The sequence below is a fragment of the Agromyces sp. Y575 genome (genome assembly GCF_059445445.1).
In genome coordinates this window covers 1,157,161-1,180,950 of record NZ_JCAIUI010000002.1, presented here as the reverse complement: position 1 = coordinate 1,180,950, position 23,790 = coordinate 1,157,161, and the positions used below count along the sequence as shown (strand labels likewise).

The window sequence follows — 23,790 nt, the reverse complement described above, 5'->3', positions numbered from 1 at the left end:
TCGAATCAGCCTACGACTCCATGCTCCGGACTCGCCCGGAATCGCGACGGACCGAAACCACGGGTGCAGCTCACACGGGCCGGCGGCCCGGCGCCACCCCGACCCGCACATGCAGGCCGGTCGCGGCTTCGTCGATGGCGAGGTCGAGTTCGGTGAGCGGATGCGTCGCGCCCACGAGTTCGTCGAGGGGCAACTCCCGCCACGACCGCTCGAGGAACTCGACGGCGCGCACGAGCTGCGGGGCCGCGTAGTTGTGCACCCCGGTGATCGTCACGAGCCGGCGCACGAGCGACTCGGAATCGAGACTCACCTCCGACCCGGGCGAGACGCTGCCGACGAGCACGGCGACGCCGCCGACCCCGATGGTCTCGACGACGGTGCGCACCGCGGCGGCGGATCCGGAGGCCTCGATCGCCACGAGCACTTCGGGCATCCCGCGCGCCGCGAAGCGGTCCAACGCGGAGTGCAGCCGTTCGGGCGAAGCGCCGCGCGCTGCCGGGTCGACGGCGACGGCGCCGAGGCTGCGGGCGAACGCACGCCGCGCGGCATCCGGATCGGAGACGATGACCTCGGCATCCGCTTCGATCGCCATCGCTGCGACCGTGAGGCCGATCATTCCCGCCCCGGTCACGAGCATGAGTGCGCCGTTGAGATCGACCCGAGCGGATGCCGCGTCGAGCGCCGCCACGGCCGTCGCCGTCGCGCACGAAGCGGGCGCCGCCACCGAGGCGGGCAGCGTCTCGCTCACCCGCACCGTCGCCGTGCCGGCGCGCAGCTGCACGTGCGTGGCGAATCCGCCGGAGAGCTCCCATCCGCGGTGCACGCGTTCGTGCCCGTACTTGGCGAGCGAGCGGCACTTCTGCGTGAGGCCGCGGCGGCACCGATCGCAGTCCCCGCAGCTGACGGTGACCGACCAGACGACACGGTCGCCGAGTTCGAGCGGCACCCCGTCGGCGCTGATCGCGCCCTCGCCGACGGCGACGACGCGACCGACCTGCTCGTGCCCGAGCACGAGAGGGGCAGGCGCGGCGCGATGACCCCGCACCGTGTGCACGTCGGAGCCGCAGATCGTCGCGAGCTCGACCTCGACGAGGGCTTCGCCCTCAGCGAGCCGCACGCCGGGTGCGGCGAGCGCATCGTGCGGTCGCCCCGGCTCGTTCCAGACCATTGCGACCGGGGAGGGTTTCACGATCACGTCGAGTTCGCCGACCCGCACGACGGTGTGCATCGACACTCGCCTACTCCCCGCGCAGGCCGAGCAGCGCGGGCAGTTCGGCGATGCTGTCGATGATGGCGTCGGCACCGGCCGCGGCGAGCGCGTCGCGGTCGTGTGCGCCGGTCAGCACGCCGACGACGAGGCCCGCGCCGGCGTTCACGCCCGACTCGATGTCGCTCACGGTGTCGCCGACGACGACGATCGAGTCGACGGCCGACGCCCCGGTGCGCAGCAGCGCCGTGAGCGGCAGGTCGGGGTACGGCCGGCCGCGGCCCGCATCGGACGGTGACAGCACGAGGTCGGCGAGGCTGTGCCAGCCGAGCGAGTCGATGATCGCGTCACGGGTGGCGGCAGCGAAGCCGGTCGTGAGCGCAACGGATGCCCCAGCCTCGCGCAACTCCCTGATGACGTCGGCGGCGCCCTCGATCTCGGCGACTCCCTCGCTCGCGACGAGCTCGGCGTACGCACCCTCGAACGCCGTATTCGCCCGTTGCGCGGCATCTTCGTCGCCGTCGGTGAGCACGCGGAAGACCTCGATCTTCGACTGCCCCATGGTGTCGCGCACGTACTCGAGCGCCGTGTCGAACTCGTCGTCGGGCACGATGCCGGTGCGCTCGGCGGCGAGCACGAAGGCCCGCTCGACGATGCCGTCGTCGACGACGGTCGTGCCGGCCATGTCGAGCACGATGAGCTCGATGGCGTCGTCGTCGAACTCGTCGTCGAGGTCGTCGGCATCGAGGTCGTGCTCGAGCTCGCGCTCCAGGTCATCGGCTTCGAGATCGGCCGCCGCCTCGCCGAGTTCGGCCAGTTCGTCGAGCTCGGCGAGTTCGTCGTCGGACAGGCCGACGGGCGGGTTCGTGGTCATGATGCGCCTTTCTGCAGGGTGGTCGTGGCGGGTGCCGCGGTCGATGCCCGCTCACCCGTTGCCGGCGATTCGCCGGAGAATCTCTCGACGACGTGATCGGCGAGGCCGAGCCCCGTCGTCATGCCGATGCCGGTCGTCGCGGCGGCGAGGTGCACGCCGGGTTCGACCTCCTCGATGAGGAAGCCGTCGGGCCCGCTTGCGTAGACGCCCTGCCAGCGCTCGACGACACGCAGCGAGTCGATGCCGAAGAGTTCCCGGGTCACCTCGATGAGCGACTCGAACGCGAACTCGCTCTGGAACGGCGACGCGGTCGCGCCGCGAGCGTGCGTGTCGCCCACGATGAGGGTGCCGTCGGGCAGTTGCGTGTACATCTGGTTGAGGTCGAGCGCGGCCAGTGCGGGTTGTTCGGCGTGCAGTCTCTCGCGCAGTGCGGATGCCGCTGGCCCGGCCGAGAACGCGCCGTACCGAACGAGCGACCACCCGGTCAGGAGCGGTGCGGCCAGTGGCATCCGCAGCGGCGCCGAGACGCGCAGCATGTCGAGTGCGCAGCGCACGATGCCGTGCCGTTCGGCGACCTCGGGGTAGAGCAGGTCGATGTCGTGGTTGACCGCGACGATGACGCGGTCGGCGTCGATGCGGCCCCGACTCGTGTCGACCCGGCCGGGCCGCACACCACCGACCGCGGTGCGGCGACGGAACTCCACTCCCTCGCGTTCGAGGTGTGCGGAGAGCGCGGCGACGGCCTGACGCGGGTTCGCCTGCAGGTCGAGCGGGAGGAACGCGCCGCCGACGGCTGTGCCCGGGGCCAGCGGCATCCGCGCATCGGTGTCGGCTGCCGAGAGGAGTTCGACCTCGCCGGCGCCGCGCACGCCGGCGAACTCGCGCAGCACCGCGAGCTCGTCGTCACGACGCGCGGCGACGAACGTGCCCGACTCGCGCAGCCACACCCCCGCATCCCGCGAGAGGCCGAGCCACAGTTCGCGTGACGCGAGCGCGAACTCACGGGCGAGGCCGACCTGCGGTGTGAAGCACAAGTGACCGAAATTGCGCACGGATGCCCCGGATGCCTCGCTGCCCCGCTCGATCACGACGACCCGCTGCCCGCGCCGGTGCGCGGCGAGCGCTGCACCGAGGCCGATGATGCCCGAGCCGACGACGGCGACGTCGAAGCCTGCACTGTTCATCGGGCTCGTGTTCATCGGGCTCGTGTTCATCGGAACACCCGCCGCATCCACATGGCGATGCCCTCCACGATGAGCACCGTCACGAGGATCATCAGCACGATCGCCGTGACGACCGCGTAGTTCGAACCCTGGCCGGCGTTCAGCAGGTAGTAGCCGACGCCGCCACCACCCACGATGCCGAGGATCGTGGCCGCCCGGATGTTCGTGTCGAGCAGATAAAAGCTGTGCCCGATGAGCGCCCGGGTGCCCTGCGGCACGGTCGCCGACGCGTAGACCTGACCGCGGCTCGCACCGGTCGCTCGCAACGCACGCTCGGGGCCTGGCTTGACCTCTTCGAAGGAGTCGGCGATGAGCTTGCCGAGCAGTCCGATGCCACCGAAGGCGAGCGCGAGCGTGCCGGCTTGCGTACCGAGTCCGGTGATGACGATGAGCACGATCGCGAGAATCACCTCGGGGATGCCGCGGATCACCACGAGCAGCAACCGCATCGAGCCGCGCACGGTACCGTTCGGCGCGACGTTCCGCGCTGCGAGCGAGCCGATGAAGACCGACAGGACGAACGAGAGCAGGGTCGCGGCGAGCGCGATGCCGATCGTCTGCGCCATCGCGCCGAACATCGTGGCCGCGTCGTAGTTGCCGAAACTCGGCGGCCAGAACGCCGCGGCGATCGCCGGCACCTTCGCCCAGAACGTGATGAGGTCACCCCACTGGACGTTGCAGACGAGCACACTGCCCAGGACGACCGCGAGCGTGACCCAGCCCCAGGCGGTGTTGCGGATGCGCACAGCATCCCACGGGCGGCGAAGGGCGGCCGCAATCGTTGGTCGAGTAGCCGACGAAGGAGGCGTATCGAGACCTGCCGAGGCGGTCTCGATACGCTCGCTGGCGCTCGCTCCTCGACCAGCAGTTGCACGACCGGCGACTGCTCGACCAACCCCGCGCACGACCCGATCGCCGATGCCGCGCCCCGTCGGCACGCCGCCGAGCATCGCCTGGCGCACGACGCTCGAGACGATCTCCATCACGACGCACAGCGCGAACATGACGAGCGCGATGCCGAGGCCCTCTGAGTAGTTCAGCGACTTGAACGCGAACGACATCTCCATGCCGAGGCCGACGACGCCGACGTAGCCGAGCACGACCGAGCCGCGCAGGTTGATGTCATTGCGGTGCAGCACCGTCGCGACCCACGACGGCAGCACTTGCGGCAGGATTCCGCTCGTGAACTCCTGCAGTTTCGAGCCGCCCGCAGCACGGATCGCCAGGCGCGGCCCCTCGTCGATCTGCTCGATGGCGTCGGCGAAGAGCTTGGAGATCATGCCGATCGAGTGGATGCCGATCGCCAGGATGCCGGGCAGCGACCCGAGCGAGAACATGAGCACGAACACCATCGCGAGCACGACGTCGGGCACTGCCCGCGTGAAGACGCCGAGGAAGCGGCCGAAGGCCTGCCAGCCCCGACCCGGTGTCGTGTTCGAGGCCGCGAGGTAGGCGACGGGCACCGAGATGACGGCGGCGAACAGCGTGCCGCAGAGTACGAGCCCGACGGTGAGTGCGGTCAGGTAGAGGAGTTCCCCCGGCTCGGGGAACGTGAGGATGCCGACGCGGACGAAGAACCGCTCGGCGTTGCCCCAGCTCTCGACCATGCTCGGGATCGAGATGCCCGAGTCGGCGAGCGCGACGACGGATGCCACGACGATCGCGCCGAGCGTGAGCGTCGCCGCGATCCGCTCCGGCGAGACCCGGCGGCGCGGGGCCCGCTCGGTGATCGAGGTCTGCGTCGCCGCGGCGTGCGGCGGAGGTGGCGACTGCGGCGCTGCGAGCGTCGTCACGATCGCAGCGCGCCCTCGGCCAGGGCTGCGTCTTCGGCGACGGCGTCGGCGTCGGCCGCGGCATCCGCAAGCTCGGTCTCGATGGCCTCGAGCTCGGTCGTCGACGTCGCGACGCGACCGTAGATCTCCATGACCTCGGCCTTCGAGAGCCCCTCGGCGGGGGTGTCGAGCACGACCTCGCCGTGCCGGAGGCCCACGATGCGGTCGCCCCACGAGAGCGCGAGGTCGACCTGGTGCAGGCTGCAGACGACCGTCAGGCCCGCGTCCATCGCGATCTCGCGAATGAGAGACATGACCTGCCCGCTCGACTCTGGGTCGAGTGAGGCGACGGGCTCATCGGCGAGCAGGATCTCGGGGCCTTGCATGAGGGCGCGCGCGATCGCGACGCGCTGCTGCTGACCACCAGAGAGGGTATCGGCGCGCTGGTACGCGCGGTCGAGCAGGCCGACGCGGTCGAGATGACCGAGCGCCGCGAGCTTCAGGCGCCGCGGGTAGCTCCAGAGCCCGAGACGCGGCCCGCGCAGCTCGGCGAGCGCACCCGTGAGCACGTTCTCGAGCACCGTGAGCGAGGGCACGAGCTCGAACTGCTGGAAGACGAAGCCGATACGACTGCGCAGGGCCCGGAGGCGCCGCCCCGAGAGGCGCGGCACCTCCTGGCTGAGCACTCGCACGGAACCTGCGGTCGGCGTCTCGAGACCGTCGAGGTGCCGCAGCAACGTCGACTTGCCCGAACCGGACAGCCCGAGGAGCACCACGATCTCGCCTCTCGCGACCGTGAGCGACGCCCCCTGCAGCGCCACGGTGCGGCCGAACTCCTTCGTGAGTGCGGTCACGTCGATGACGACTCGATCCTCGTTGCCGACTGGCATGCTCATGCGGTGCTCCGTGTTCCGGTTCCGTGCAGTTCTTCGACCGTGGGTCAGGTGCCGGGCGTCAGCCCTGGCACTGCTCCGCGTTCGTCTGCTCGCAGATGTCGCGGATCGTGTCGTAGTACGCGTCGTCGACCGGCGACGTCGCGAAGAAGACGCTCCGGAACGCGTCGGTGTCGGCGCTCTCGATGCCCGCGGCGATGATGTCGTCGATCGTGACCTCGCTGAGGATCTCGGTGAGCTGGGTCTTCAGCTCTTCGGGAAGCGTGTTCGAGATGACGATCGGCGCACCGGGCACCATGGTCTCGGCGATGACCTCGACCTTGTCGCTCTTCTCGACTTCGCTGTCCTCCGCGAAGCCCGCCTCGCACTCGACACCCTCACCGGTCTTGGTGACCGAGACGTCGTGCTTGCCCGCGAACACGGGCGTGACGTCGGTCTCGGGGTCGATGCCCTCGTTCAACAGGTTGTAGCTCGGGAAGAGGTAGCCCGACGTCGACGACGGGTCGACGAAGCAGACCTTCTTGCCCTTGAAGCCGGCGAGGTCGGTGATGTCGCTGCCCACGGGCACGATCGCCTGCGAGAAGTATCCGGGCTCCTGGCCCTCATCCGTGATGATCGAGGAGATCGGGGTGAGGGTGGCGCCGTTGTTCGTCGCGGTCACGTAGGTGAAGCCCGAGAAGGAGGCGACGTCGATCTTGCCGGCGACCGCAGCCTCGATGAGCGCCGCGTAGTCGGTGGATTCGTGGTACTCGACCGTCTTGCCGGTCTCCTGCGCGATGTAGTCCATGAGCGGCTGGTAGTTCGTCTCGGTGTCGACCGAGTCGGGCACGACGCCGAACACGAGGGTGTTCTCGTCGACCGCGAAGCTCACGTCGCCCGAGGCATCCGCTGCGGTGTCATCGGCCGCGGAGGGCGAAGAACAGGCGGCGAGGCCGGCAGCGAGGAGGGCCGCCGCCGCGATCGCGGGCCAGGCCTTGGTGTTGAGTCTCATCGGAAACCTTTCGTGACCGCTGCGCCCGAGGCGGGCGCATGCTGTGTTCCGTTGGCCCACGGTAGGCAGCGGCCGCCAACGCCGGGAGACGACGTGGTTACCGGAAGGTGAACCCCGCGCGGCGCGTGAGCACCACTTCGAATGGATGCAATATCTGTTATTGCATGCAATAATTCTCGGCATGACGGTCTACAGCGAACTGCGGGAGCTCGTGCTCGCCGGCGCACTCGACAGCACGACGAGGTTCAGCGAGTCATCGCTGGCCGAACGGCTCGACGTGAGCAGAACCCCCGTGCGCGAGGCGTTGCAGCGGCTCGAAGCTGACGGACTCGTCGTCGCGCAGGGCCGCGGTGTTCGGGTGCACTTGCGCGACGCCGCGGAGCTCGCCGAGTTGTACGAGGCCCGTGCCCTGCTCGACGGCCACGCGGCATCCGCTCTCGCGACCCTCGTGCGCCGCGGCGAACTTGCGCCCGCCCGTCTCGCCGAACTCGAAGCCATCGCCGATGACACGGACGCGCTCACGCGCAGCGGCGACCTGCCTGCAGCGACCGAGCGCAATCGCCGCTTCCACCAGCACATCGCCGAGCTCGCCGGCAACACTGTCATCGTCGCGACGCTCGACCGCTACTGGGACCAGATCGTCGTCTCGACGCGCCACCGGCTTGGCGAACGCGAGCGTGTTGTGTCCGTTCACGACGAGCACCGCGGCATCCTCACGCTCATCGTCGCCGGCGATGCCGACGGCGCGCGGGCGGCCGCCGCAGCCCACGCCCTCACCACCAGCCGCATCGCCACCGAACGGAGCCCGGAATGACCACGACCCACCGCTACGAGATCGGCCTGCGCTGGACCGGCAACCTCGGCACCGGCACTTCGGCGCATCGCGCGTACGGTCGCAACCACGACGTCACAGCCGACGGCCTTCCGCCGATCGCAGGCTCCTCCGACCCGTCGTTCCGCGGCGACCCGGAACGCTGGAACCCCGAGCAGCTGCTCGTCGCCTCGCTCGCACAGTGCCACATGCTCTGGTATCTCGCCCTCGCCGCAGGCGCCGGCGTCGTCGTCAGTGACTACACGGATGCCCCGACCGGCACGATGCTCGAAGAACCGGGCGGCAGCGGACAGTTCAGTGAAGTCACCCTGCGTCCGCGGGTCACGATCGCTGCGGGCAGCGACCTGCAGCTCGCGAACGAACTGCACGAGCGCATCGGCGACTACTGCTTCATCGCGCGCTCGGTGAACTTCCCGGTGCTGCACGAAGCGACGACGCTGACCGCCTGAGTTGCGGCGTCAGCGACATCCCCGAGTTGGGTGAAATCAGCCTGACATCGTCGAAGATCAGCGCCGGATGCGCCCAGGGCCCATCGCCGCGCCGAGCCCCACCACGATGATGCCGGCGAAGAGAAACCCGTAGCGCCCGGCGATCACGCCGAACGCGGCGAGCAGGATGCCGACGACCACCGCGCTGCGCGAGAGCACTCTCCGCACCCGCGGCCGGGCGAAGAGGCCGGGCCGCGGCTTGTCGGGGCTCATCCCCCGACGGTGAACGTCATACGCGTGGCGTGTTCGGCGACGACCCAGAAGCGCGCGCCGATCGTGGCATCCGTCGACGTGCGGGTCGGCACCTGCAGGGTCGGCGGGCCCTTCGTCGCGAAGCGCGGACCCCAGAACTGGCCGCCCTCGACGTCAGGGGCGGTGAGGGCATGCAGCGTCGGCTCGGCACCGCGGTGCTTGCCCTGCGCCCACGGCACCGGCAGCGCGTCGGCGAACCGGTCGTCGGCCGTCGTCTCGTTGACCCCGGGCACGATCGGGGTGCGCACGCTGATCGAGTAACCGGGGTACGCGACGAGGCTCGACGCCGGCGCCGCTCGAGTGGGCACCGTCGCTGCCCTGAGCCGCCGGTCGAGCTCGAAGGCGAGCACCTGCATCGCGATCTTCGACTGCGCATACGCACGCCAGGGGTCGTAACCGCGGGTCAGCTGCAGGTCGTCGACCCGGAACGTCGAGACCCGGCTCCTCAGCGAACCGACCGCGACAATGCGCGCACCCTGGGCGAGGCGCGGCAACAGCCGGGCCAGCAGGGCGAAATGGCCGAGCACGTTCGTCGCGAGCACGAGCTCGTTGCCGTCGGGCGACTCGAGGCGCGCGCCGGGCGCGCGCACCATGCCCGCGTTGGTGACGACGCCGTCGAACGGCGGGTGCTGCACCAGCTGTGCTGCACCGTCGCCCACCGAATCGAGGGAGGCCATGTCGATGACGAGCGGTTCGACGGATGCCTCGGGGCGCGCGCCGTGGATCGCGGCCATGGCCGCCCCGAGCCGCTCGGGGTCGTGCCCGACGAGCACGACATGAGCGCCAGCACCCGCGAGCCGAGCCGCCGTGAAGAACCCGAGGTCTGCCGATGCACCGGTCACGAGGTACCGTTTGCCGGCCTGTGACGGGAGCCGAGTCGGGTACCAGCTCACAGTTCCTCAGCCGTGCCGGCCGCGCCCGCACCGTTCGCCAGCTCCTCATGATGCTGGATCACCTCGGCGACGACGAAGTTGAACCACTTTTCAGCGAACGCGGGGTCGAGGTGCGCGTCGATCGCGAGGCCGCGGAGCCGTGCGATCTGGCGCCGTTCCCGGTCGGGGTCGCTCGGCGGCAGCCCGTGCGTCGCCTTCAGACGGCCGACCTGCTGCGTGAACTTGAACCGTTCGGCGAGCAGGTGGATGAGGGCGGCGTCGATGTTGTCGATGCTCGAACGGATGCCGAGGAGCTCGCTCATCGCGGCATCACGTTCGTCGATGGACCCGTCAGTCATGCTTCGAGCGTAGCGGCGGTCGCGCTCCCGGGCATCCCGGTCTCGGCGGCTCGCGTCGCGCGCTCGTCACCCCGCGACGGCCGCCCTCTCGAGCATCGGCTTCGTCGCGAGCAGGCCCAGCCACACGACGCCGATGCCGGCGGCGAGCACGCCGGCGATGACCGCGAGCGACAACGGGGCGAGGATGATCGTGAGGCTCGTGAGCGGCAGCATCACGACGGCCGCGGTCACCGCGGAGCCGATCGCCGTGATTCGCAGCGGCGACATGACGGCGCGGCGGCGGGCCGCGTCCATCGTCTGCGTCGGCATGCCGAGCATCCCGAGCGAGCGGTACAGCTCGCCGCGATCGAGGATGCCGGCGGCCTGGTTCACGCCGACCGAGCACGCGACCATGAGGAACGAGCCGATGACGACGATGAAGATGCCCGTGCGGAGGTCGTCGATCAGGTGCATGAGCTCCACGTCACCGGTGTCGGCGCCCGCGCTGAACGAACTCAGCAGCGCGGTCCCGGTACCGGCGAACACGGCCATGAAACTCGTCATCGCGACCCCCGAGACCTGCCGCCACGCGGCCTTCGGCGATTCGAGCACGGTACGAGCCGCGAGCAGTCGTGCCGGGGCCTTCGCGCGTCGCATCTGGGACTGTGCGACGAGGCGGATCACCCAAGGTCCGATGAGGTTCAGCACCGCGACCGTGCCACCGAACGCGGCGCCGAGCATCGCGAGGATGAGCAACGCCGAGCCGGCCACCTGCAGCGCGGCCATCATGAGGAAGGCGATCGCGATGACCGCGACCCCGATCACGATGCGCAGCCAGTGCAGCTTCGGGGCGTCCTGCTTCGTGCGCACGCCGAGCGGTGAGATGACGACCTGGCGGAGGCCGAGCAAGGCGCTCACGATGGCGAGCAGGGCCACCCCGAGCACGACCCCTGCGATCATCAAGGGGGCAAGCAGCACGCCGTCGACCCCGAGCGCCTCACCGCGGAACGGGATGAGTGCGATCAACGGCACGAGCGCGAAGTAGAGCACTACGCCGGCGAGGGCGCCGGCGACGGCGAGCACGACCGACTCGATCACGGCGAGCGCCGACACCGTCGCGGGAGTCGCGCCGAGGAGCCGCAGCGTCGCGAGCCGGTCGTCCCGTCGGCGCGCCGAGAGCCGCGCGGCCGCCCCGCCGAGCGAGGCGAGCGGAACGACGAGCAGCACGAGGGCGACGACGGCGAGGGCCTGGTAGGTGACGTTCTCACCGGTGTCGGTCCAGAACGACTGGGCGCCGCCGAGCACGGTGAGCAGCAGTGCCGTCACGATCGCGAACGCGGTGATGGGCAGGAGGCTGGCGGCCGCACCGGCAGTGCCGGGCCGGGCGAGCAGCCACGCGACGCGGGCGATCATGCCGTCACCCCCGGCACCCGCTCGCCGACGATGCGACCGTCGCGCATGTCCACGATGCGGGCGTTCATGCGGGAACCCGCTCGCCAACGATGCGACCGTCGCGCATGTCCACGATGCGCGAGCAGCGGCCCGCGACATCCGCGTCGTGCGTGACGAGCACGAGGGTGCGGCCCTGGCCCGTGGTCGAGTCGAGCAGCGCCTGCATGACCTCGGCCGAGGTGGTCGAGTCGAGTGCGCCGGTCGGTTCGTCGGCGAAGACGACGGATGCCCCGGTGACCTGCGCCCGCGCGATGGCGACGCGCTGCGCCTGGCCGCCCGAGAGCTGGCCGATGCGGCGATCCTCCATGCCGGCGAGTCCGAGCGCCGCGAGCCACCCGCGGCCGTACTCCTCGGCGCGAGCGCGCGGCATGCCGTTCAGCATGAGTGCGAGCGCGACGTTCTCGACCGCCGTGAGCTCCGGGATGAGGAGCCCCTGCTGGAAGACGAACCCGTACGCCTCCCGGCGCAGTCGGGAACGCTCGCGCTCGCTGAGCGCCGTCACATCGACGCGCCCGGCGCCGGACTGGAAGCCGACCGTGCCGGCGTCGGGGCGGGTGATGCCCGCGAGGCAGTGCAGCAGCGTGGTCTTGCCCGACCCGGAGGCCCCCATGATGGCGAGCGCCTCCCCGGTGCGCACCTGAAGGTCGATGCCAGCGAGCGCGTGCGTCTGGCCGAATGACTTGCTGAGGCCGGATGCCTCGATCACGAAGGAACTCATACCCTCGAGCCTGCCGGGGTGGGCCGGGGCGGCGCGTCGGGCGGAAGTCGCATTCGACGACGAAGGGCGTCATCCTCCCGGATGACGCCCTGGCGGGTTGAGCCTGCCGAAACCAGCCGATCCCCCAGAGGTTTCGGCAGGCTCGACCCGCACTCGTGAACTCAGCGGGGTGTCGCCCGCCGGATCACGAGGTACCCGGTGACCGCGAACACCGCTGCGAGGCCGAGCAAGATGCTGAACACGCCGACGAGTCCGATGCTGACGAACCAGGCGACGACCGCCGGCCACGACTGGCTCAGGGTGATGGTCGCGATCGCGGCGAGCAACAGTACGATGGCGCTGAAGACGAGGATCAGCATGCCCTTCATGCGCCACCGCATGTACACGGTCGTGACGCTTGCTCCGACGAAGAGCACCATGAGCTGCAGAGAGAAGGCCGTGTAGAGGTCGACGAACCAGTTCTGCCCGTACCAGAGCGCATCGAACATGTGCGCGTTGAGGCCCCAGCCGCTCGTCGCGATCTCGATCTGCACGAGCGTCGCGATCGCGACGGCGAACATGACGGAGACGAGCACGAACATGACGCTCGTGCCGAGCCAGAAGTCGCGGCGGGTCACCCCGAAGCCGAGGGCGAACGAGAAGGTGAGCCCGATCGCCTGCACGCCGACGACGACGAGGTACCACTGCGGCGAGAGCACCGCCCAGCTGTAGCGCATACCCTCCATGTCCTCGGCGGTCACGTTGCCGCCCGAGGCTGCCCGGATGATGAGCGTGATGATGAGCGAGATCGCCCATGCAGTGCCAAGGATGATCCACGGCACCCCGAAGAAGACCGATGGGTTGACGGCGTGCAGGCGCACGATGCGCCAGATCTCGTGGGCCCGTGAGCGGGCCTCGGTGCGCACGACGGGTGCGGCGGTGACGGCGGTCATGCTGCGACCTCCTGATCGGTCGAATCGGCACTCAGGTCGGTGCCGGTCATGTGGATGATGAGCTGCTGGAGCGAGACGGGCGCGAGCTCGAGTCCGAGCTCGGCAGCCCTGATGCGCTCGCCCTGGTCGAGGCGACCGTCGATGGTGGCGGATGCAAGTCCGCCGATGCCCTCGCGACCGATGACGGGCCGGTCGGCCACGAACGATTCGACCGCGGCCCGCGGACCCGCGACGGTCGTGGCCGACCCTCGCAGCTCGTCGGCATCCCGATCGAAGAGGATCTTGCCCTGATCGATGAGGATGACGTGCTCGAGGAGGTTCGCGACCTCGTCGATCAGGTGGGTCGAGAGCACGATGGTGCGCGGGTGCTCGGCGTAGTCCGCGAGCAGGCGGTCGTAGAAGATGTGGCGTGCCACCGCGTCGAGGCCGAGGTACGGCTCGTCGAAGAAGGTGATCGGCGCCCGCGAGGCCAGGCCGACGATGACGCCGACCGCGGAGAGCTGGCCGCGCGAGAGCTTCTTGATGCGGCGCTTCACCGGGAGACGGAAGTCGGCGACGAGGCGCTCGGCGAACGCGGCATCCCAGTTCTCGAAGAACCACGGTGCCGCCTTGAAGACGTGCGCCGGGCTGAAGTCGTCTGGGTAGCGCTGCGACTCGGCGATGAAGCACATCTGGCGCAGCACGTCGGCGTGCTCGGCCGGCTCGCGACCGAAGACCTCGAGCCGACCCGCATTCGCGAACAGCTGACCGGTGAGCAGCTGCATGATCGTGGTCTTGCCTGCGCCGTTGCGGCCGAGCAGCCCGTAGATGCGGTTCTCCTCGAGCGAGAAGTCGGCCGCGTCGACGGCGGTGAACGAGCCGTAGCGTTTGGTCAGCCCGGTGGCGTGCACCACGGTGCGGGTCATGATTCGATCCTTTCTGCGCGGAGGAGGCCCGCGAGTTCGTTGATGTCGATGCCGAGCTTCTCGGCTTCGATGATGAGAGGTCTGATGTACTCGGTGGCGAAATCGGCCCGGCGACGCTCGACGAGCCGCGCTCGGGCTCCCTCGGTTACGAACATGCCGATACCCCTTCGCTTCTCCACGATTCCGTCGTCGACAAGGCGATTCACCCCTTTCAGTGCTGTGGCCGGGTTGACTCGCAGAAAGGCGGCGAACTCGTTCGTGGAGGGGATCTGGCTGCCTTCCGGCAGCGTCCCGTCGATGATGTCGTTCTCGACCTGTTCAGCGATCTGGATGAAGATCGGACGCGATTCGTCCATACCCGCCCGTCTGCTTTGCGTGTCGAACCTTGGTTGGTTCATTACTTGTGTAACTAACCAACCATGTCTACGAGCCGCTGTCAAGCCCTCGCATCGCTAGGCTCCCGGAATGACGTACCTCGACCACACAACCGAGGACGCGCCGCATGCGCCCCACCCGCATGCGAGCGAGCCCACTCCGTTCGAGCGCGGCAGGCGCGTCGCGATCCGCGGCGTCCACCAATACGGAAGTCACGGCACCATCGTCGGGTTCGCGGTCGCCGGCATCGTGGTCACGGACTCCGACGAGCTGACCGTCATCTGCACGCCGCCCGGTTCCGCGGTGCGCGCCAGGGCGGGCCGGGGAGCGGGGCCGAACCGCCGCCTCGTGTTGCCAGACGAGTGGAACGGCACGCACCTCGAGCGCAACTGGAACGGCGACGCGGTGGTGCGGGTGCACCGACACGGCGAGCCGTGGTCGGTGTGGCGCTGGCACGACGGCCGTGACTGGACCAGCGTCTGGTACGGCAACCTCGAGGAGCCGTGGCGCCGCTCCGCCGTCGGATTCGACACAGAGGACTGGACTCTCGACGTCGTCGGCGTGGGCGACCCGGTCGGCGGGCCCTGGGAGGTCGACTACAAGGACGAGGACGAACTGGCATGGCTCGTCGAGGTCGGCGCAATGGCGATCACCGACGCCGAACGCGCTCGCATGGCCGGCGAGGAGCTCACCTCGATCGCGCGCGGCGCAGCCTGGCCATTCGACGCCGACTGGACACCTTGGGCCCCCGACGAGGCATGGGGTGCGGTTCCGATGCCGGCGGACTGGCGCCGGCTGCACTGAGAGTCACCTGCGGCGTCAGCACGGAGCGAGAACGCGGCGTCGGCCGCAGACGACGCCCATGCCGAGGAACTGCGGCCACGTCGACAACCGACCGGTGCGCTTCGGGGCGAGTGCAGCTACGGTGGCGTGCTGGTCGGTGCTCACCGATCGAGCGTATGCTCGACCGCCGACGCCCCGACGCGACTGCCGGGGTGCTTGTCCGGAATCCGCCGAAGGACGGCCGCCGCGGCATCCGCTGGCCTCGATTCCCCCTCCCGCTCCGCGGTGCGGCGCGCATAGGCTGACGGAATGACCAGCCATTTCGATGTCGTCGTCCTCGGCGCGGGCCCGGGCGGCTACGTCGCCGCGATTCGCGCCGCCCAACTCGGTCTCAGCGTCGCCGTGATCGAAGAGAGATACTGGGGCGGTGTGTGCCTCAACATCGGCTGCATCCCCTCGAAGGCGCTGCTGCGCAACGCCGAGCTCGCGCACATCTTCCACGACCAGGCTGCGGCGTTCGGCATCTCGGGCGAGGCGCACTTCGATTACGGCGTCGCGTTCGACCGCAGCCGCCAGGTGTCAGAGAAGCACGTCAAGGGCGTGCACTTCCTCATGAAGAAGAACGGCATCACCGAGGTCGACGGGCGCGGAACGTTCACGGGCCCGAACGCGATCGACGTCGCGAGGGCCGACGGCCAGGCCGAGCAGCTCACCTTCGCGAACGCCATCATCGCGACCGGTTCACGCGTGCGGCTGCTGCCGGGCGTCGAACTGAGCGAGAACGTCGTCACCTACGAGTCGCAGATCCTCACCCGCGAACTGCCGCGCTCGATCGCGATCGTCGGCGCCGGCGCGATCGGCATGGAGTTCGCCTACGTGCTGCGCAACTACGGGGTCGAGGTCACGGTCATCGAGTTCCTCGACCGGGCGCTGCCGAATGAAGACGTCGAAGTCTCGAAGGAGATCACCCGCCAGTACCGCAATCTCGGAGTGCCGATCCTCACGTCGACGAAGGTGGAGTCGGTCGTCGACGACGGGGCATCCGTCACCGTCTCGTACACGGGCGCGAACGGCGACGCCGGAAGCCTGCAGGTCGACCGCGCGCTCATCTCGGTCGGGTTCGCGCCGAACGTCGAGGGCTTCGGCCTCGAGCAGGCGGGCGTAGCGCTCACCGAGCGCGGCGCCATCGCGATCGACGAGCGCATGCGCACGAACGTGCCGCACATCTACGCCATCGGCGACGTCACCGCGAAGCTCATGCTCGCCCACGTCGCCGAGGCGCAGGGCGTCGTCGCGGCCGAGACGATCGGCGACGCCGAGACCATGGAACTCGGCGACTACCGCATGATGCCGCGCGCCACGTTCTGCCAGCCGCAGATCGCGAGCTTCGGCCTCACCGAGCAGCAGGCCCGCGACGAGGGCTACGACGTGGTCGTCGCGAAGTTCCCGTTCAGCGCCAACGGTAAGGCGAACGGGCTCGGCGAGCCCGTCGGCTTCGTCAAGCTCGTCGCCGACGCGAAGTACCTCGAGTTGCTCGGCGGGCATCTCATCGGTCCGGATGTCTCGGAGCTGCTGCCAGAGCTGACCCTCGCGCAGAAGTGGGACCTCGGCGCCCTCGAGCTCGCCCGCAACGTGCACACGCACCCGACGCTCTCCGAGGCGCTGCAGGAGGCGTACCACGGCCTCGCCGGCCACATGATCAACATGTGACCTCACGCGACAACGGGGGCGGATGCCGCAACATCACGTTGCGACATCCGCCCCCGCCTGTTCGTTCGACACGGCATGGGCAGGCATTCCCGCCGGGTCGAAACGGTTCCCGGCGGCGGGTGGGACTTCCCGCCGCCGGGAGTGCTCAGTGCTGCGTCGCCTTCTCGGCGCCGACGCCGGTCAGCGAGCGCACCTCCATCTCGGACTGCTTCAGCGGGTCCTCCTTCTTCTTGTCGAGCACCGTGCCGAGCCAGCCGAGGAAGAAGGCCAGCGGGATCGAGACGATGCCCGGGTTCGAGAGCGGGAAGATCGCGAAGTTGATGTCCTCCGTCTTCAGCATCGACGTCACGGAGCCCGAGACGACCGGCGAGAAGATGATGAGGATGATCGCCGACGCGAGACCGCCGTACATGCTCCACAGGGCGCCCTGCGTGGTGAAGCGCTTCCAGAAGAGCGAGTACACGATCGTCGGCAGGTTCGCCGACGCCGCAACCGCGAACGCGAGCGCCACGAGGAAGGCGACGTTCTGGCCGTTCGCCCCGATGCCGCCGACGATCGCGACGACGCCGATGATCACGACGGTGCGACGAGCCACCTTGACCTCGGCACCCGGTGCAGGCTTGCCCTTCTTCACGACGCTCGCGTAGATGTCGTGGGCGAAGGAGGCCGCCGCCGTGATCGTGAGGCCGGCGACGACCGCGAGGATCGTCGCGAACGCGATCGCCGAGATGAGGCCGAGCAGCACCGGACCGCCGAGCTCGAACGCGAGCAGCGGTGCCGCCGAGTTCGGACCGCCCGGAGCCGCCGCGATGACGTCGGCGCCCACGAGGGCCGCCGCGCCGTAGCCGAGCACGAGCGTGAACACGTAGAAGATGCCGATGAGCCAGATCGCCCAGACGACGGACTTGCGTGCCTCCTTGGCGGTGGGCACCGTGTAGAAGCGCATGAGCACGTGCGGCAGCGCCGCAGTGCCGAGCACGAGGGCGAGGCCGAGCGAGAGGAAGTCGACCTTCGCGACCTCCGAGACGCCGTACTTGATGCCGGGGTTCAGGATCTCGGGGTTGCCCGCGACCGCGACCGCATTGTCGAGCAGCGTCGAGAAGTTGAAGCCGTTGATGGCGAGCACCCACACCGTCATCACGCCGGCGCCCGCGATGAGCAGGATCGCCTTGATGATCTGCACCCAGGTGGTGCCCTTCATGCCGCCGATGAGCACGTAGAGGATCATGAGCGCACCCACGACAGTGATGACGAGCGCCTGGCCGAGCTGGTCGCCCACGCCGAGCAGGAGCGAGACGAGACCGCCCGCGCCCGCCATCTGAGCCAGCAGGTAGAAGAAGCAGACGACGAGCGTCGTCGTCGCGGCCGCGATGCGCACGGGCTTCTGCTTCAGGCGGAACGAGAGTACGTCGGCCATCGTGAACTTGCCCGTGTTGCGCAGGAGCTCAGCGACGAGCAGCAGCGCGACGAGCCACGCCACGAGGAAGCCGATCGAGTAGAGGAACCCGTCGTAGCCCGTGATCGCGATCGCGCCGACGATGCCGAGGAACGACGCCGCCGAGAGGTAGTCGCCCGCGATCGCCGAGCCGTTCTGGCCGCCTGTGAACGAGCGGCCGGCGGCGTAGTAGTCGGCGGCGGTCTTGTTGTTGCGGCTCGCGCGGAACACGATGATCATCGTGATCGCGACGAATGCGCCGAAGATGGCGATGTTCAGCCAGGGCTCACCGACCTGGGTGGCGGGGGCGGCTTCGAAGTGCAGCATCAGCGGTTCACCTCGGTCTCGGCGAAGGATGCCCCGGACTCGATCTCCTCGCGCATGTGCGCGGCGATCGGGTCGAGCTCACGGTTGGCGTAGGTCACGTACCACGTGGTCACGGCGAACGTCGTGACGACCTGCGCGAGACCGAGCAGGATCGCGACGTTGACGCTGCCGAACACGGGCGTCGACATGAAGTCGTGCGCGTAGCCGGCCAGCAGCACGTAGGCGAGGTACCAGACGAGGCAAGCGCCGAGCACGGGGAAGACGAACTTCCGGTGCTTCGAACGCAGTCGCTGGAACTCTTCGGATTGTTGCACCGCGCGGTAGTCGACGGCCGGGGCCGCTTCTTTCTCCGCGCTCAGGGCTTCGTTGCCCATCGCGTCTCCTTCGGGGGGAGCGGCGAACGGATCGCACGCCGCATCGAATGTTCGGTCGGCCCACTCTCGCGCTCCCGACCGGCTGCGTGGGGCGCATGCCGTTCGTCGTCGACGAACGGCATCGTCGGTGCGACGAACGGCGGGCCCGACGCGACGAGCGATCGGCGCCGGGTCGAGCGGTTACGCTGGCGTGCATGTCCGAGTCGATGTTGCTCGCTGCCGCCCTCGGCGCGGCCGGCGGAGCGCTCGCGGTCGGGCTCATGCTGTTCCTGAGGCGCATCGTGCTTGCCTCGAAGGAGCTCGGCACCGACGCCGAGCAGGCGACCTATCAGACACTGCACCTGGCGTCACGGGCGGCCGAGCACTTGCGCGGCGGCATCGACGAACTCGACGCGATGCGTGCAGGCAAGCATCTGCGAACGCTCCTCGGCTGCGCGAGCCTCGCGATCGTCGACCGATCGGGCACGATCGCAATCGACGGCGACGATGCCGTGCGTCCGGTCGCCGAGCGGCTCGCCGCTGCGGCCCTCGCCAGCGGCAGGCAGCAGGTGCAACGCCGGATTCCGATCGGCGCGTGGGAGACGGATGCCGTCGTCGCCCCGATCCTCGGCGGCGCCGGTCCACTCGGGGCGATCGTGGCGTTCGCCTCCCCCGTGCGCGCGGGCCTCGTGCGGGCCACGGGTGAGGTCGCCGCCTGGGTCGCAGCCCAGGTCGAGCTCGGTGAACTCGACGCCTCGCGCGCCGCCCTCGCCGAAGCCGAGGTGCGGGCGCTCCGTGCGCAGATCAGCCCGCACTTCATCTACAACTCCCTGAACGCGATCGCCTCCTTCATCAACACCGACCCTGCGCAGGCGCGCGAACTCGTGCTCGAGTTCGCCGACTTCACCCGCTACTCGTTCCGCCGGCACGGCGACTTCACCACGGTCGCCGAAGAGCTCCGCTCGATCGACAGCTACCTGCGCCTCGAACGGGCCCGCTTCGGCGCGCGCCTGAAAGTCACGCTTCAGATCGCGCCCGAGGTGCTCTCGACGGTGGTGCCGTTCCTGTCGATCCAACCGCTCGTCGAGAACGCCGTTCGGCACGGCCTCGAGTCGAAGGAGGGCGGCGGGCGCATCACGATCACCGCAGCCGACTCCGGCGCGTTCGCCGACCTCAGCGTTGAAGACGACGGCGTCGGCATCGACCCCGAAGCGCTCACGACGGTGTTCGCGGGCGGCGCCGCCGGGGGCGAGCACGTGGGCCTGCGCAACGTCGATGCGCGTCTCCGGCAGGTCTACGGTGACGAGCACGGCCTCGTCGTCGAGACGAACGTCGGCGCAGGCACGCTCGTGCGCATGCGCGTGCCGAAGTCGGGCCCGAGACGCCCGCGAGCGCTCCCTGAGCCTGTCGAAGGGAACTCCCCCGGCAAGCGCGCTTCGACAAGCTCAGCGAGCGCCGATGGGAGACTGGAGCCATGATCTCCGTGGTCATCGCAGACGACGAGCAGCCCGCGATCGACGAGCTCGCCTTCCTTCTCGGGCAGGATCCTCGGGTCGGCGTGATCCATCAGGCCGCCTCGGGCGCCGAGGCGATCCGCCTGCTCACGCGGGAGCCGGTCGACGCGGCGTTCCTCGACATCCACATGCCAGGGCTCACCGGGTTCGACCTCGCTCGCGCACTCGCCCGGTTCGAGCATCGGCCGGTGCTCGTCTTCGTCACGGCCGATGAAGAAGGTGCGATCGAGGCGTTCGACCTCGCCGCGGTCGACTACCTGCTGAAGCCCGTGCGAACCGAACGACTGCACCGCTCGCTCGGCCGGATCGTCGAGGCGCTGAAGGTCGGCGCATCGAGCCAGGCGCACCCCGACGCATCCGCTGCGCCCGAGATGATCGCCGTCTCGCTCGGCGGCACGACCCGCATGATCCGCCGCGACGACGTGCGCTACGTGCAGGCGCAGGGCGACTACGCGCGGCTGCACACCGAGGAGGCGAGCTACCTCGTGCGCGTGCCGATGAGTGACCTCGAGCGGCAATGGGCCGACGCCGGGTTCGTACGCGTGCACCGCTCGTATCTCGTGTCGCTGTCGCACGTCAGCCGCATCCGGCTGGGCTCCGACCATCCGAGCGTCACCGTCGGCCAGGCCGAGCTGCCCGTCAGCCGACGGCTGCTGCCGGCGCTGCGCGACCGGCTCGACCAGGCGATGATCCGGCCGAGGCAATGAGCGACGAGCCGGAGCCCCACGCGTTGAGGAGCGACGAAGGAGCCACCGAAACCGGCGATGCCCGAAGAACAGGGTTTCGAGACGGCGCCGACGCGCCTCCTCAACCCACGAGCGCACCCCCGCCGCGGGTGCGTGTCACCGCTCCGCGACCGGGCCTCGCCGGGGCCCCTTCGGCACGCTCAGGGAACGCCGCTCGCCTGCTGCCGCTGCATGGCTCGGGGGCGCCGACGAGCGACATCGCCGGCGTGTACGTGCGCTCGCTCATCCGCTCGCAGTTGCGGCTCGCGATCGTCTTCGCGGTCGGCTTCGCCGTCGCCACGGCCCTCTTCGTGCTCGCGATCGCGCTCGTGCCCGAGCTCGACGGGGTGTTCGTGTTCGGGGTGCCCGCGTCCTGGCTGCTGCTCGGCGTCGGCGTCTACCCGCTCACGATCACGGTCGGCGGGCTCTACGTGCGTGCCGCCACGCGCAACGAGGCGCGCTACCGATCGCTCACCGAGTCGGAATGAATCCCGTCATCGGCTACGCCGCGATCGCGGCCGTCGCCCTCGCCTCGGCGCTCATCGGCTTCTACGGGTTGCGGGTCTCGCGCACGACGAGTGACTTCTACGTCGCCTCCCGCACGGTGCGACCGTGGTGGAACGCCTCGGCGATCGGGGGCGAGTACCTCTCGGCGGCTTCCTTCCTCGGCATCGCCGGGCTCATCCTGCTGCAGGGCTCTGGCGCACTGTGGTTCCCGATCGGCTATACGGCCGGATACCTCATGCTCCTGCTCTTCGTCGCTGCGCCGCTGCGCCGCTCGGGCGCGTACACGATCCCCGACTTCACCGAGGCACGCCTCGAATCGAAGTGGGCGCGTCGGGTGACCTCGACGCTCGTGATCGTCGTCGGCTGGTTCTACATCGTGCCGCAGTTGCAGGGCGCGGCCCTCACCGTGCGCATCACGACGGGGCTGCCCTCGTGGGTCGGCTCGCTCGCCGTCGCCGTCATCGTCGCCGTCATCGTCGCCGCCGGCGGCATGCGCTCGATCACCTTCGTGCAGGCGTTCCAGTTCTGGCTGAAGCTCACGGCGCTCGCGGTGCCGGTCGTCGCGCTGCTGCTCATCCTCGGCGGCGGTGAGCCGGCGTCGCAGCTCACGCCCGCCGAGGCGTTCCCGCCCGCGGCGGGTCCGGCCGACCTCGACGTCTACCGCACGGTCTCGCTCATGGTGGCGCTGCTCCTCGGCACCCTCGGGTTGCCGCACGTGCTCGTGCGTTTCTACACGAACCCCGACGGCGTCGCCGCCCGTCGCACCACGGTCATCGTGCTCGTGCTGCTCTCGGTGTTCTATCTCTTCCCCACCGCGTTCGGCCTCCTTGGCCGCGCGTTCGCGCCCGATCTCGCCGCCTCCGGTGAGGCCGACGCGCTCATCCTGCTGCTGCCCGGCCGGCTCGTGCCGGGAGTCGGCGGCGAGCTGCTCACGGCCCTCGTGATCGCGGGCGCGTTCGGCGCGTTCCTCTCCACCTCGTCGGGTCTCGTCGTCTCGCTCGCCGGCGTCATCAGCCAAGACCTGCTCGGCGGCAGTGTGCGCGGGTTCCGCATCGCGGCGGTCGTCTCCTCGTTCATCCCGCTCCTCGTCGCACTCACGACCGAGTCTGCCGGTCTCGCCGGCAGCGTCGGGCTCGTCTTCGCGTTCACGGCATCGACGCTCTGCCCCATGCTGATCCTCGGCATCTGGTGGCGCGGCCTCACCGCACGCGGGGCGATCGCCGGCATGCTCACGGGTGCCGTGCTGTCGGGCGTGGCGATCCTCGGCGGCCCGCTCCTCACGGCCGCCGCCCCCTCGTTGCGGCCGTTCCTCGAGCAGCCCGCAGCGTGGACGGTGCCGATCGCGGTCACCGTGACGGTGCTCGTCTCCCGTGCCGACCGCCGGGGCATCCCACGCGGCACCGACGCGTTCCTCACCCGGCTGCACGTGCCGGAAGCCGGACCGAAGGCCGTTCCGGCAGCGGGGCCGGTAACCGGGCCGACGCGTGCGTTGGGCGGCCCCGACGGTAGCCGTCGATAGACTGCACCGGTGCTCCTGCCCGTCGCCGTCTCGGTACTCGTCGGCGCGTTGGCCCAGCGCATCACCGGCATGGGCTTCGCGCTCATCGCCGCACCGGCGCTCGTCATCCTGCTCGGGCCGTTCGACGGCGTCATCGTCGTGAATCTCTGCGCGGTGCTCTCTTCGCTCCTGATATTGCCGAGGGTGTGGCGTCATGTCGATTGGCGGCGGTTCGGCTGGCTCGTCGTTCCGGCGATCGCCGGCACCGTCGGCGGGGCGCTCGTCGCGGCGCACCTGCCGGGCCCCGTGCTGCAACTGGGGGTCGGCGTGCTCGTGATCGTCGCGCTCACGGTCTCGCTCGCGATGACCCGCACCGAGCACGTCGCGACCGGTCGCACTCCGGCCATCGTCGCCGGCGCGGCATCCGGATTCATGAACGCCTCGGCCGGGGTCGGCGGGCCCGCACTCAGCGTCTACGCCGTCTCGACGCGCTGGCCGCAGGCGGCCTTCGCAGCCACGGCCCAGCCGTACTTCGTGGTGATCGGCGTCGCATCACTCGTGGGAAAGCTCGGCGCGACCGGGTGGGCGGTGCCCGAGCTCGAGCCGGGTGCCTGGCCATTCGTCATCGGCGCGCTGCTCATCGGCCTCGCGCTCGGCGAACTCCTGCACCGTCGCATCCCGCATCACGCAGCACGCATCGCGGTGATCGTGATCGCCTACGTCGGCGGAGCTGCCGCCATCGTCGACGGTGCCTCGAAACTCTGGGGTTAGCGCCGGTGGAGATTAGCGCCGCTCAGTTCGAGTGAACGTTGAG

General features: G+C 69.7%; 26 protein-coding genes. 9 read left to right on the top strand and 17 right to left on the bottom strand.

The features are described from left to right. Positions 1 to 70: 70 nt before the first annotated feature. The 6 genes from AC1C2U_RS11670 to AC1C2U_RS11645 form a co-directional block, all read right to left on the bottom strand. Positions 71 to 1,228, bottom strand: coding sequence for an alcohol dehydrogenase catalytic domain-containing protein (locus tag AC1C2U_RS11670; protein ID WP_495361898.1), 1,158 nt, complete (start codon positions 1,226 to 1,228; stop codon positions 71 to 73). 10 nt (positions 1,229 to 1,238) lie between these two features. Beyond that, a complete protein-coding gene (locus tag AC1C2U_RS11665; protein ID WP_495361897.1) occupies positions 1,239 to 2,081 on the bottom strand; it encodes a phosphonatase-like hydrolase in 843 nt (280 codons plus the stop codon). After that, positions 2,078 to 3,295: a TIGR03364 family FAD-dependent oxidoreductase gene (locus tag AC1C2U_RS11660; RefSeq protein ID WP_495361896.1), complete on the bottom strand. Its 1,218-nt coding sequence runs from the start codon at positions 3,293 to 3,295 to the stop codon at positions 2,078 to 2,080. Before AC1C2U_RS11660 ends, AC1C2U_RS11665 begins: the two co-directional genes overlap by 4 nt. Beyond that, positions 3,292 to 5,097: an ABC transporter permease subunit gene (locus AC1C2U_RS11655; RefSeq protein ID WP_495361895.1), complete on the bottom strand. Its 1,806-nt coding sequence runs from the start codon at positions 5,095 to 5,097 to the stop codon at positions 3,292 to 3,294. Before AC1C2U_RS11655 ends, AC1C2U_RS11660 begins: the two co-directional genes overlap by 4 nt. Further along, positions 5,094 to 5,966, bottom strand: coding sequence for a phosphonate ABC transporter ATP-binding protein (phnC, locus tag AC1C2U_RS11650; protein WP_495361988.1), 873 nt, complete (start codon positions 5,964 to 5,966; stop codon positions 5,094 to 5,096). The genes AC1C2U_RS11655 and phnC overlap by 4 nt, the downstream gene beginning before the upstream one ends. Positions 5,967 to 6,030: 64 nt before the next feature. Then, positions 6,031 to 6,960, bottom strand: a complete 930-nt coding sequence (locus AC1C2U_RS11645; RefSeq protein WP_495361894.1) for a phosphate/phosphite/phosphonate ABC transporter substrate-binding protein — start codon at positions 6,958 to 6,960, stop codon at positions 6,031 to 6,033. A gap of 181 nt (positions 6,961 to 7,141) precedes the next feature. Between AC1C2U_RS11645 and AC1C2U_RS11640 the strand changes: the two genes are divergently transcribed. Then, complete coding sequence (locus AC1C2U_RS11640) at positions 7,142 to 7,774, top strand: GntR family transcriptional regulator (protein WP_495361893.1); 633 nt, start codon at positions 7,142 to 7,144, stop codon at positions 7,772 to 7,774. Then, complete coding sequence (locus AC1C2U_RS11635; protein WP_495361892.1) at positions 7,771 to 8,241, top strand: OsmC family protein; 471 nt, start codon at positions 7,771 to 7,773, stop codon at positions 8,239 to 8,241. Before AC1C2U_RS11640 ends, AC1C2U_RS11635 begins: the two co-directional genes overlap by 4 nt. 57 nt (positions 8,242 to 8,298) lie before the next feature. Here the strand turns inward: AC1C2U_RS11635 and AC1C2U_RS11630 are convergent, their stop codons facing one another. The 8 genes from AC1C2U_RS11630 to AC1C2U_RS11595 form a co-directional block, all read right to left on the bottom strand. Further along, positions 8,299 to 8,493, bottom strand: a complete 195-nt coding sequence (locus tag AC1C2U_RS11630) for a hypothetical protein (protein ID WP_495361891.1) — start codon at positions 8,491 to 8,493, stop codon at positions 8,299 to 8,301. Beyond that, entirely contained in the window at positions 8,490 to 9,374 is an 885-nt protein-coding gene (locus AC1C2U_RS11625) for an SDR family NAD(P)-dependent oxidoreductase (protein WP_495361890.1), read from the bottom strand. The genes AC1C2U_RS11630 and AC1C2U_RS11625 overlap by 4 nt, the downstream gene beginning before the upstream one ends. Before the next feature lie 47 nt (positions 9,375 to 9,421). Further along, positions 9,422 to 9,763 (bottom strand): chorismate mutase, encoded by a 342-nt coding sequence (locus AC1C2U_RS11620; RefSeq protein ID WP_495361889.1) that lies wholly within the window; start codon positions 9,761 to 9,763, stop codon positions 9,422 to 9,424. Between the two features lie 66 nt (positions 9,764 to 9,829). After that, the gene (locus tag AC1C2U_RS11615) at positions 9,830 to 11,155 is read right to left on the bottom strand and encodes an FtsX-like permease family protein (RefSeq protein ID WP_495361888.1); all 1,326 of its coding nucleotides are present in this window, start codon (positions 11,153 to 11,155) and stop codon (positions 9,830 to 9,832) included. Positions 11,156 to 11,219: 64 nt separating this feature from the next. Continuing rightward, positions 11,220 to 11,912, bottom strand: coding sequence for an ABC transporter ATP-binding protein (locus tag AC1C2U_RS11610; protein WP_495361887.1), 693 nt, complete (start codon positions 11,910 to 11,912; stop codon positions 11,220 to 11,222). 161 nt (positions 11,913 to 12,073) lie between these two features. Next, positions 12,074 to 12,844 carry a hypothetical protein gene (locus AC1C2U_RS11605; protein WP_495361886.1) on the bottom strand — a complete coding sequence of 257 codons (771 nt, stop codon included), beginning with the start codon at positions 12,842 to 12,844 and terminating at the stop codon, positions 12,074 to 12,076. Then, complete coding sequence (locus tag AC1C2U_RS11600) at positions 12,841 to 13,749, bottom strand: ABC transporter ATP-binding protein (protein ID WP_495361885.1); 909 nt, start codon at positions 13,747 to 13,749, stop codon at positions 12,841 to 12,843. The genes AC1C2U_RS11605 and AC1C2U_RS11600 overlap by 4 nt, the downstream gene beginning before the upstream one ends. After that, entirely contained in the window at positions 13,746 to 14,105 is a 360-nt protein-coding gene (locus tag AC1C2U_RS11595) for a GntR family transcriptional regulator (RefSeq protein ID WP_495353233.1), read from the bottom strand. The genes AC1C2U_RS11600 and AC1C2U_RS11595 overlap by 4 nt, the downstream gene beginning before the upstream one ends. Before the next feature lie 109 nt (positions 14,106 to 14,214). On the opposite strand from AC1C2U_RS11595, the gene AC1C2U_RS11590 reads away from it, so the two are divergent. Beyond that, the gene (locus tag AC1C2U_RS11590) at positions 14,215 to 14,928 is read left to right on the top strand and encodes a DUF402 domain-containing protein (protein ID WP_495361884.1); all 714 of its coding nucleotides are present in this window, start codon (positions 14,215 to 14,217) and stop codon (positions 14,926 to 14,928) included. Positions 14,929 to 14,943: 15 nt separating this feature from the next. Here AC1C2U_RS11590 and AC1C2U_RS11585 read toward each other — a convergent pair whose 3' ends face one another. Then, positions 14,944 to 15,072 carry a hypothetical protein gene (locus tag AC1C2U_RS11585; protein ID WP_495361883.1) on the bottom strand — a complete coding sequence of 43 codons (129 nt, stop codon included), beginning with the start codon at positions 15,070 to 15,072 and terminating at the stop codon, positions 14,944 to 14,946. A gap of 144 nt (positions 15,073 to 15,216) precedes the next feature. Between AC1C2U_RS11585 and lpdA the strand changes: the two genes are divergently transcribed. After that, positions 15,217 to 16,617 carry a dihydrolipoyl dehydrogenase gene (lpdA, locus tag AC1C2U_RS11580; protein WP_495361882.1) on the top strand — a complete coding sequence of 467 codons (1,401 nt, stop codon included), beginning with the start codon at positions 15,217 to 15,219 and terminating at the stop codon, positions 16,615 to 16,617. A gap of 145 nt (positions 16,618 to 16,762) precedes the next feature. Here lpdA and AC1C2U_RS11575 read toward each other — a convergent pair whose 3' ends face one another. Together AC1C2U_RS11575 and AC1C2U_RS11570 are read right to left on the bottom strand one after the other, a co-directional pair. Continuing rightward, on the bottom strand, positions 16,763 to 18,379 hold the full coding sequence (locus AC1C2U_RS11575) for a monocarboxylic acid transporter (protein WP_495361881.1): 1,617 nt from the start codon (positions 18,377 to 18,379) through the stop codon (positions 16,763 to 16,765). Beyond that, complete coding sequence (locus tag AC1C2U_RS11570) at positions 18,379 to 18,753, bottom strand: DUF485 domain-containing protein (RefSeq protein WP_495361880.1); 375 nt, start codon at positions 18,751 to 18,753, stop codon at positions 18,379 to 18,381. The genes AC1C2U_RS11575 and AC1C2U_RS11570 overlap by 1 nt, the downstream gene beginning before the upstream one ends. Before the next feature lie 194 nt (positions 18,754 to 18,947). Here AC1C2U_RS11570 and AC1C2U_RS11565 point away from each other — a divergent pair, with 194 nt between their 5' ends. From AC1C2U_RS11565 to AC1C2U_RS11545, 5 genes are all read left to right on the top strand, one after another. After that, positions 18,948 to 20,210: a sensor histidine kinase gene (locus tag AC1C2U_RS11565; protein WP_495361879.1), complete on the top strand. Its 1,263-nt coding sequence runs from the start codon at positions 18,948 to 18,950 to the stop codon at positions 20,208 to 20,210. Continuing rightward, positions 20,207 to 20,953, top strand: a complete 747-nt coding sequence (locus AC1C2U_RS11560) for a LytR/AlgR family response regulator transcription factor (RefSeq protein WP_495361878.1) — start codon at positions 20,207 to 20,209, stop codon at positions 20,951 to 20,953. Before AC1C2U_RS11565 ends, AC1C2U_RS11560 begins: the two co-directional genes overlap by 4 nt. A 128-nt stretch (positions 20,954 to 21,081) precedes the next feature. Continuing rightward, on the top strand, positions 21,082 to 21,459 hold the full coding sequence (locus AC1C2U_RS11555; RefSeq protein ID WP_495361877.1) for a DUF485 domain-containing protein: 378 nt from the start codon (positions 21,082 to 21,084) through the stop codon (positions 21,457 to 21,459). Further along, a complete protein-coding gene (locus AC1C2U_RS11550) occupies positions 21,456 to 22,997 on the top strand; it encodes a sodium/solute symporter (protein WP_495361876.1) in 1,542 nt (513 codons plus the stop codon). The genes AC1C2U_RS11555 and AC1C2U_RS11550 overlap by 4 nt, the downstream gene beginning before the upstream one ends. A gap of 9 nt (positions 22,998 to 23,006) precedes the next feature. Next, complete coding sequence (locus tag AC1C2U_RS11545; protein ID WP_495361875.1) at positions 23,007 to 23,747, top strand: sulfite exporter TauE/SafE family protein; 741 nt, start codon at positions 23,007 to 23,009, stop codon at positions 23,745 to 23,747. Positions 23,748 to 23,790: the final 43 nt, after the last annotated feature.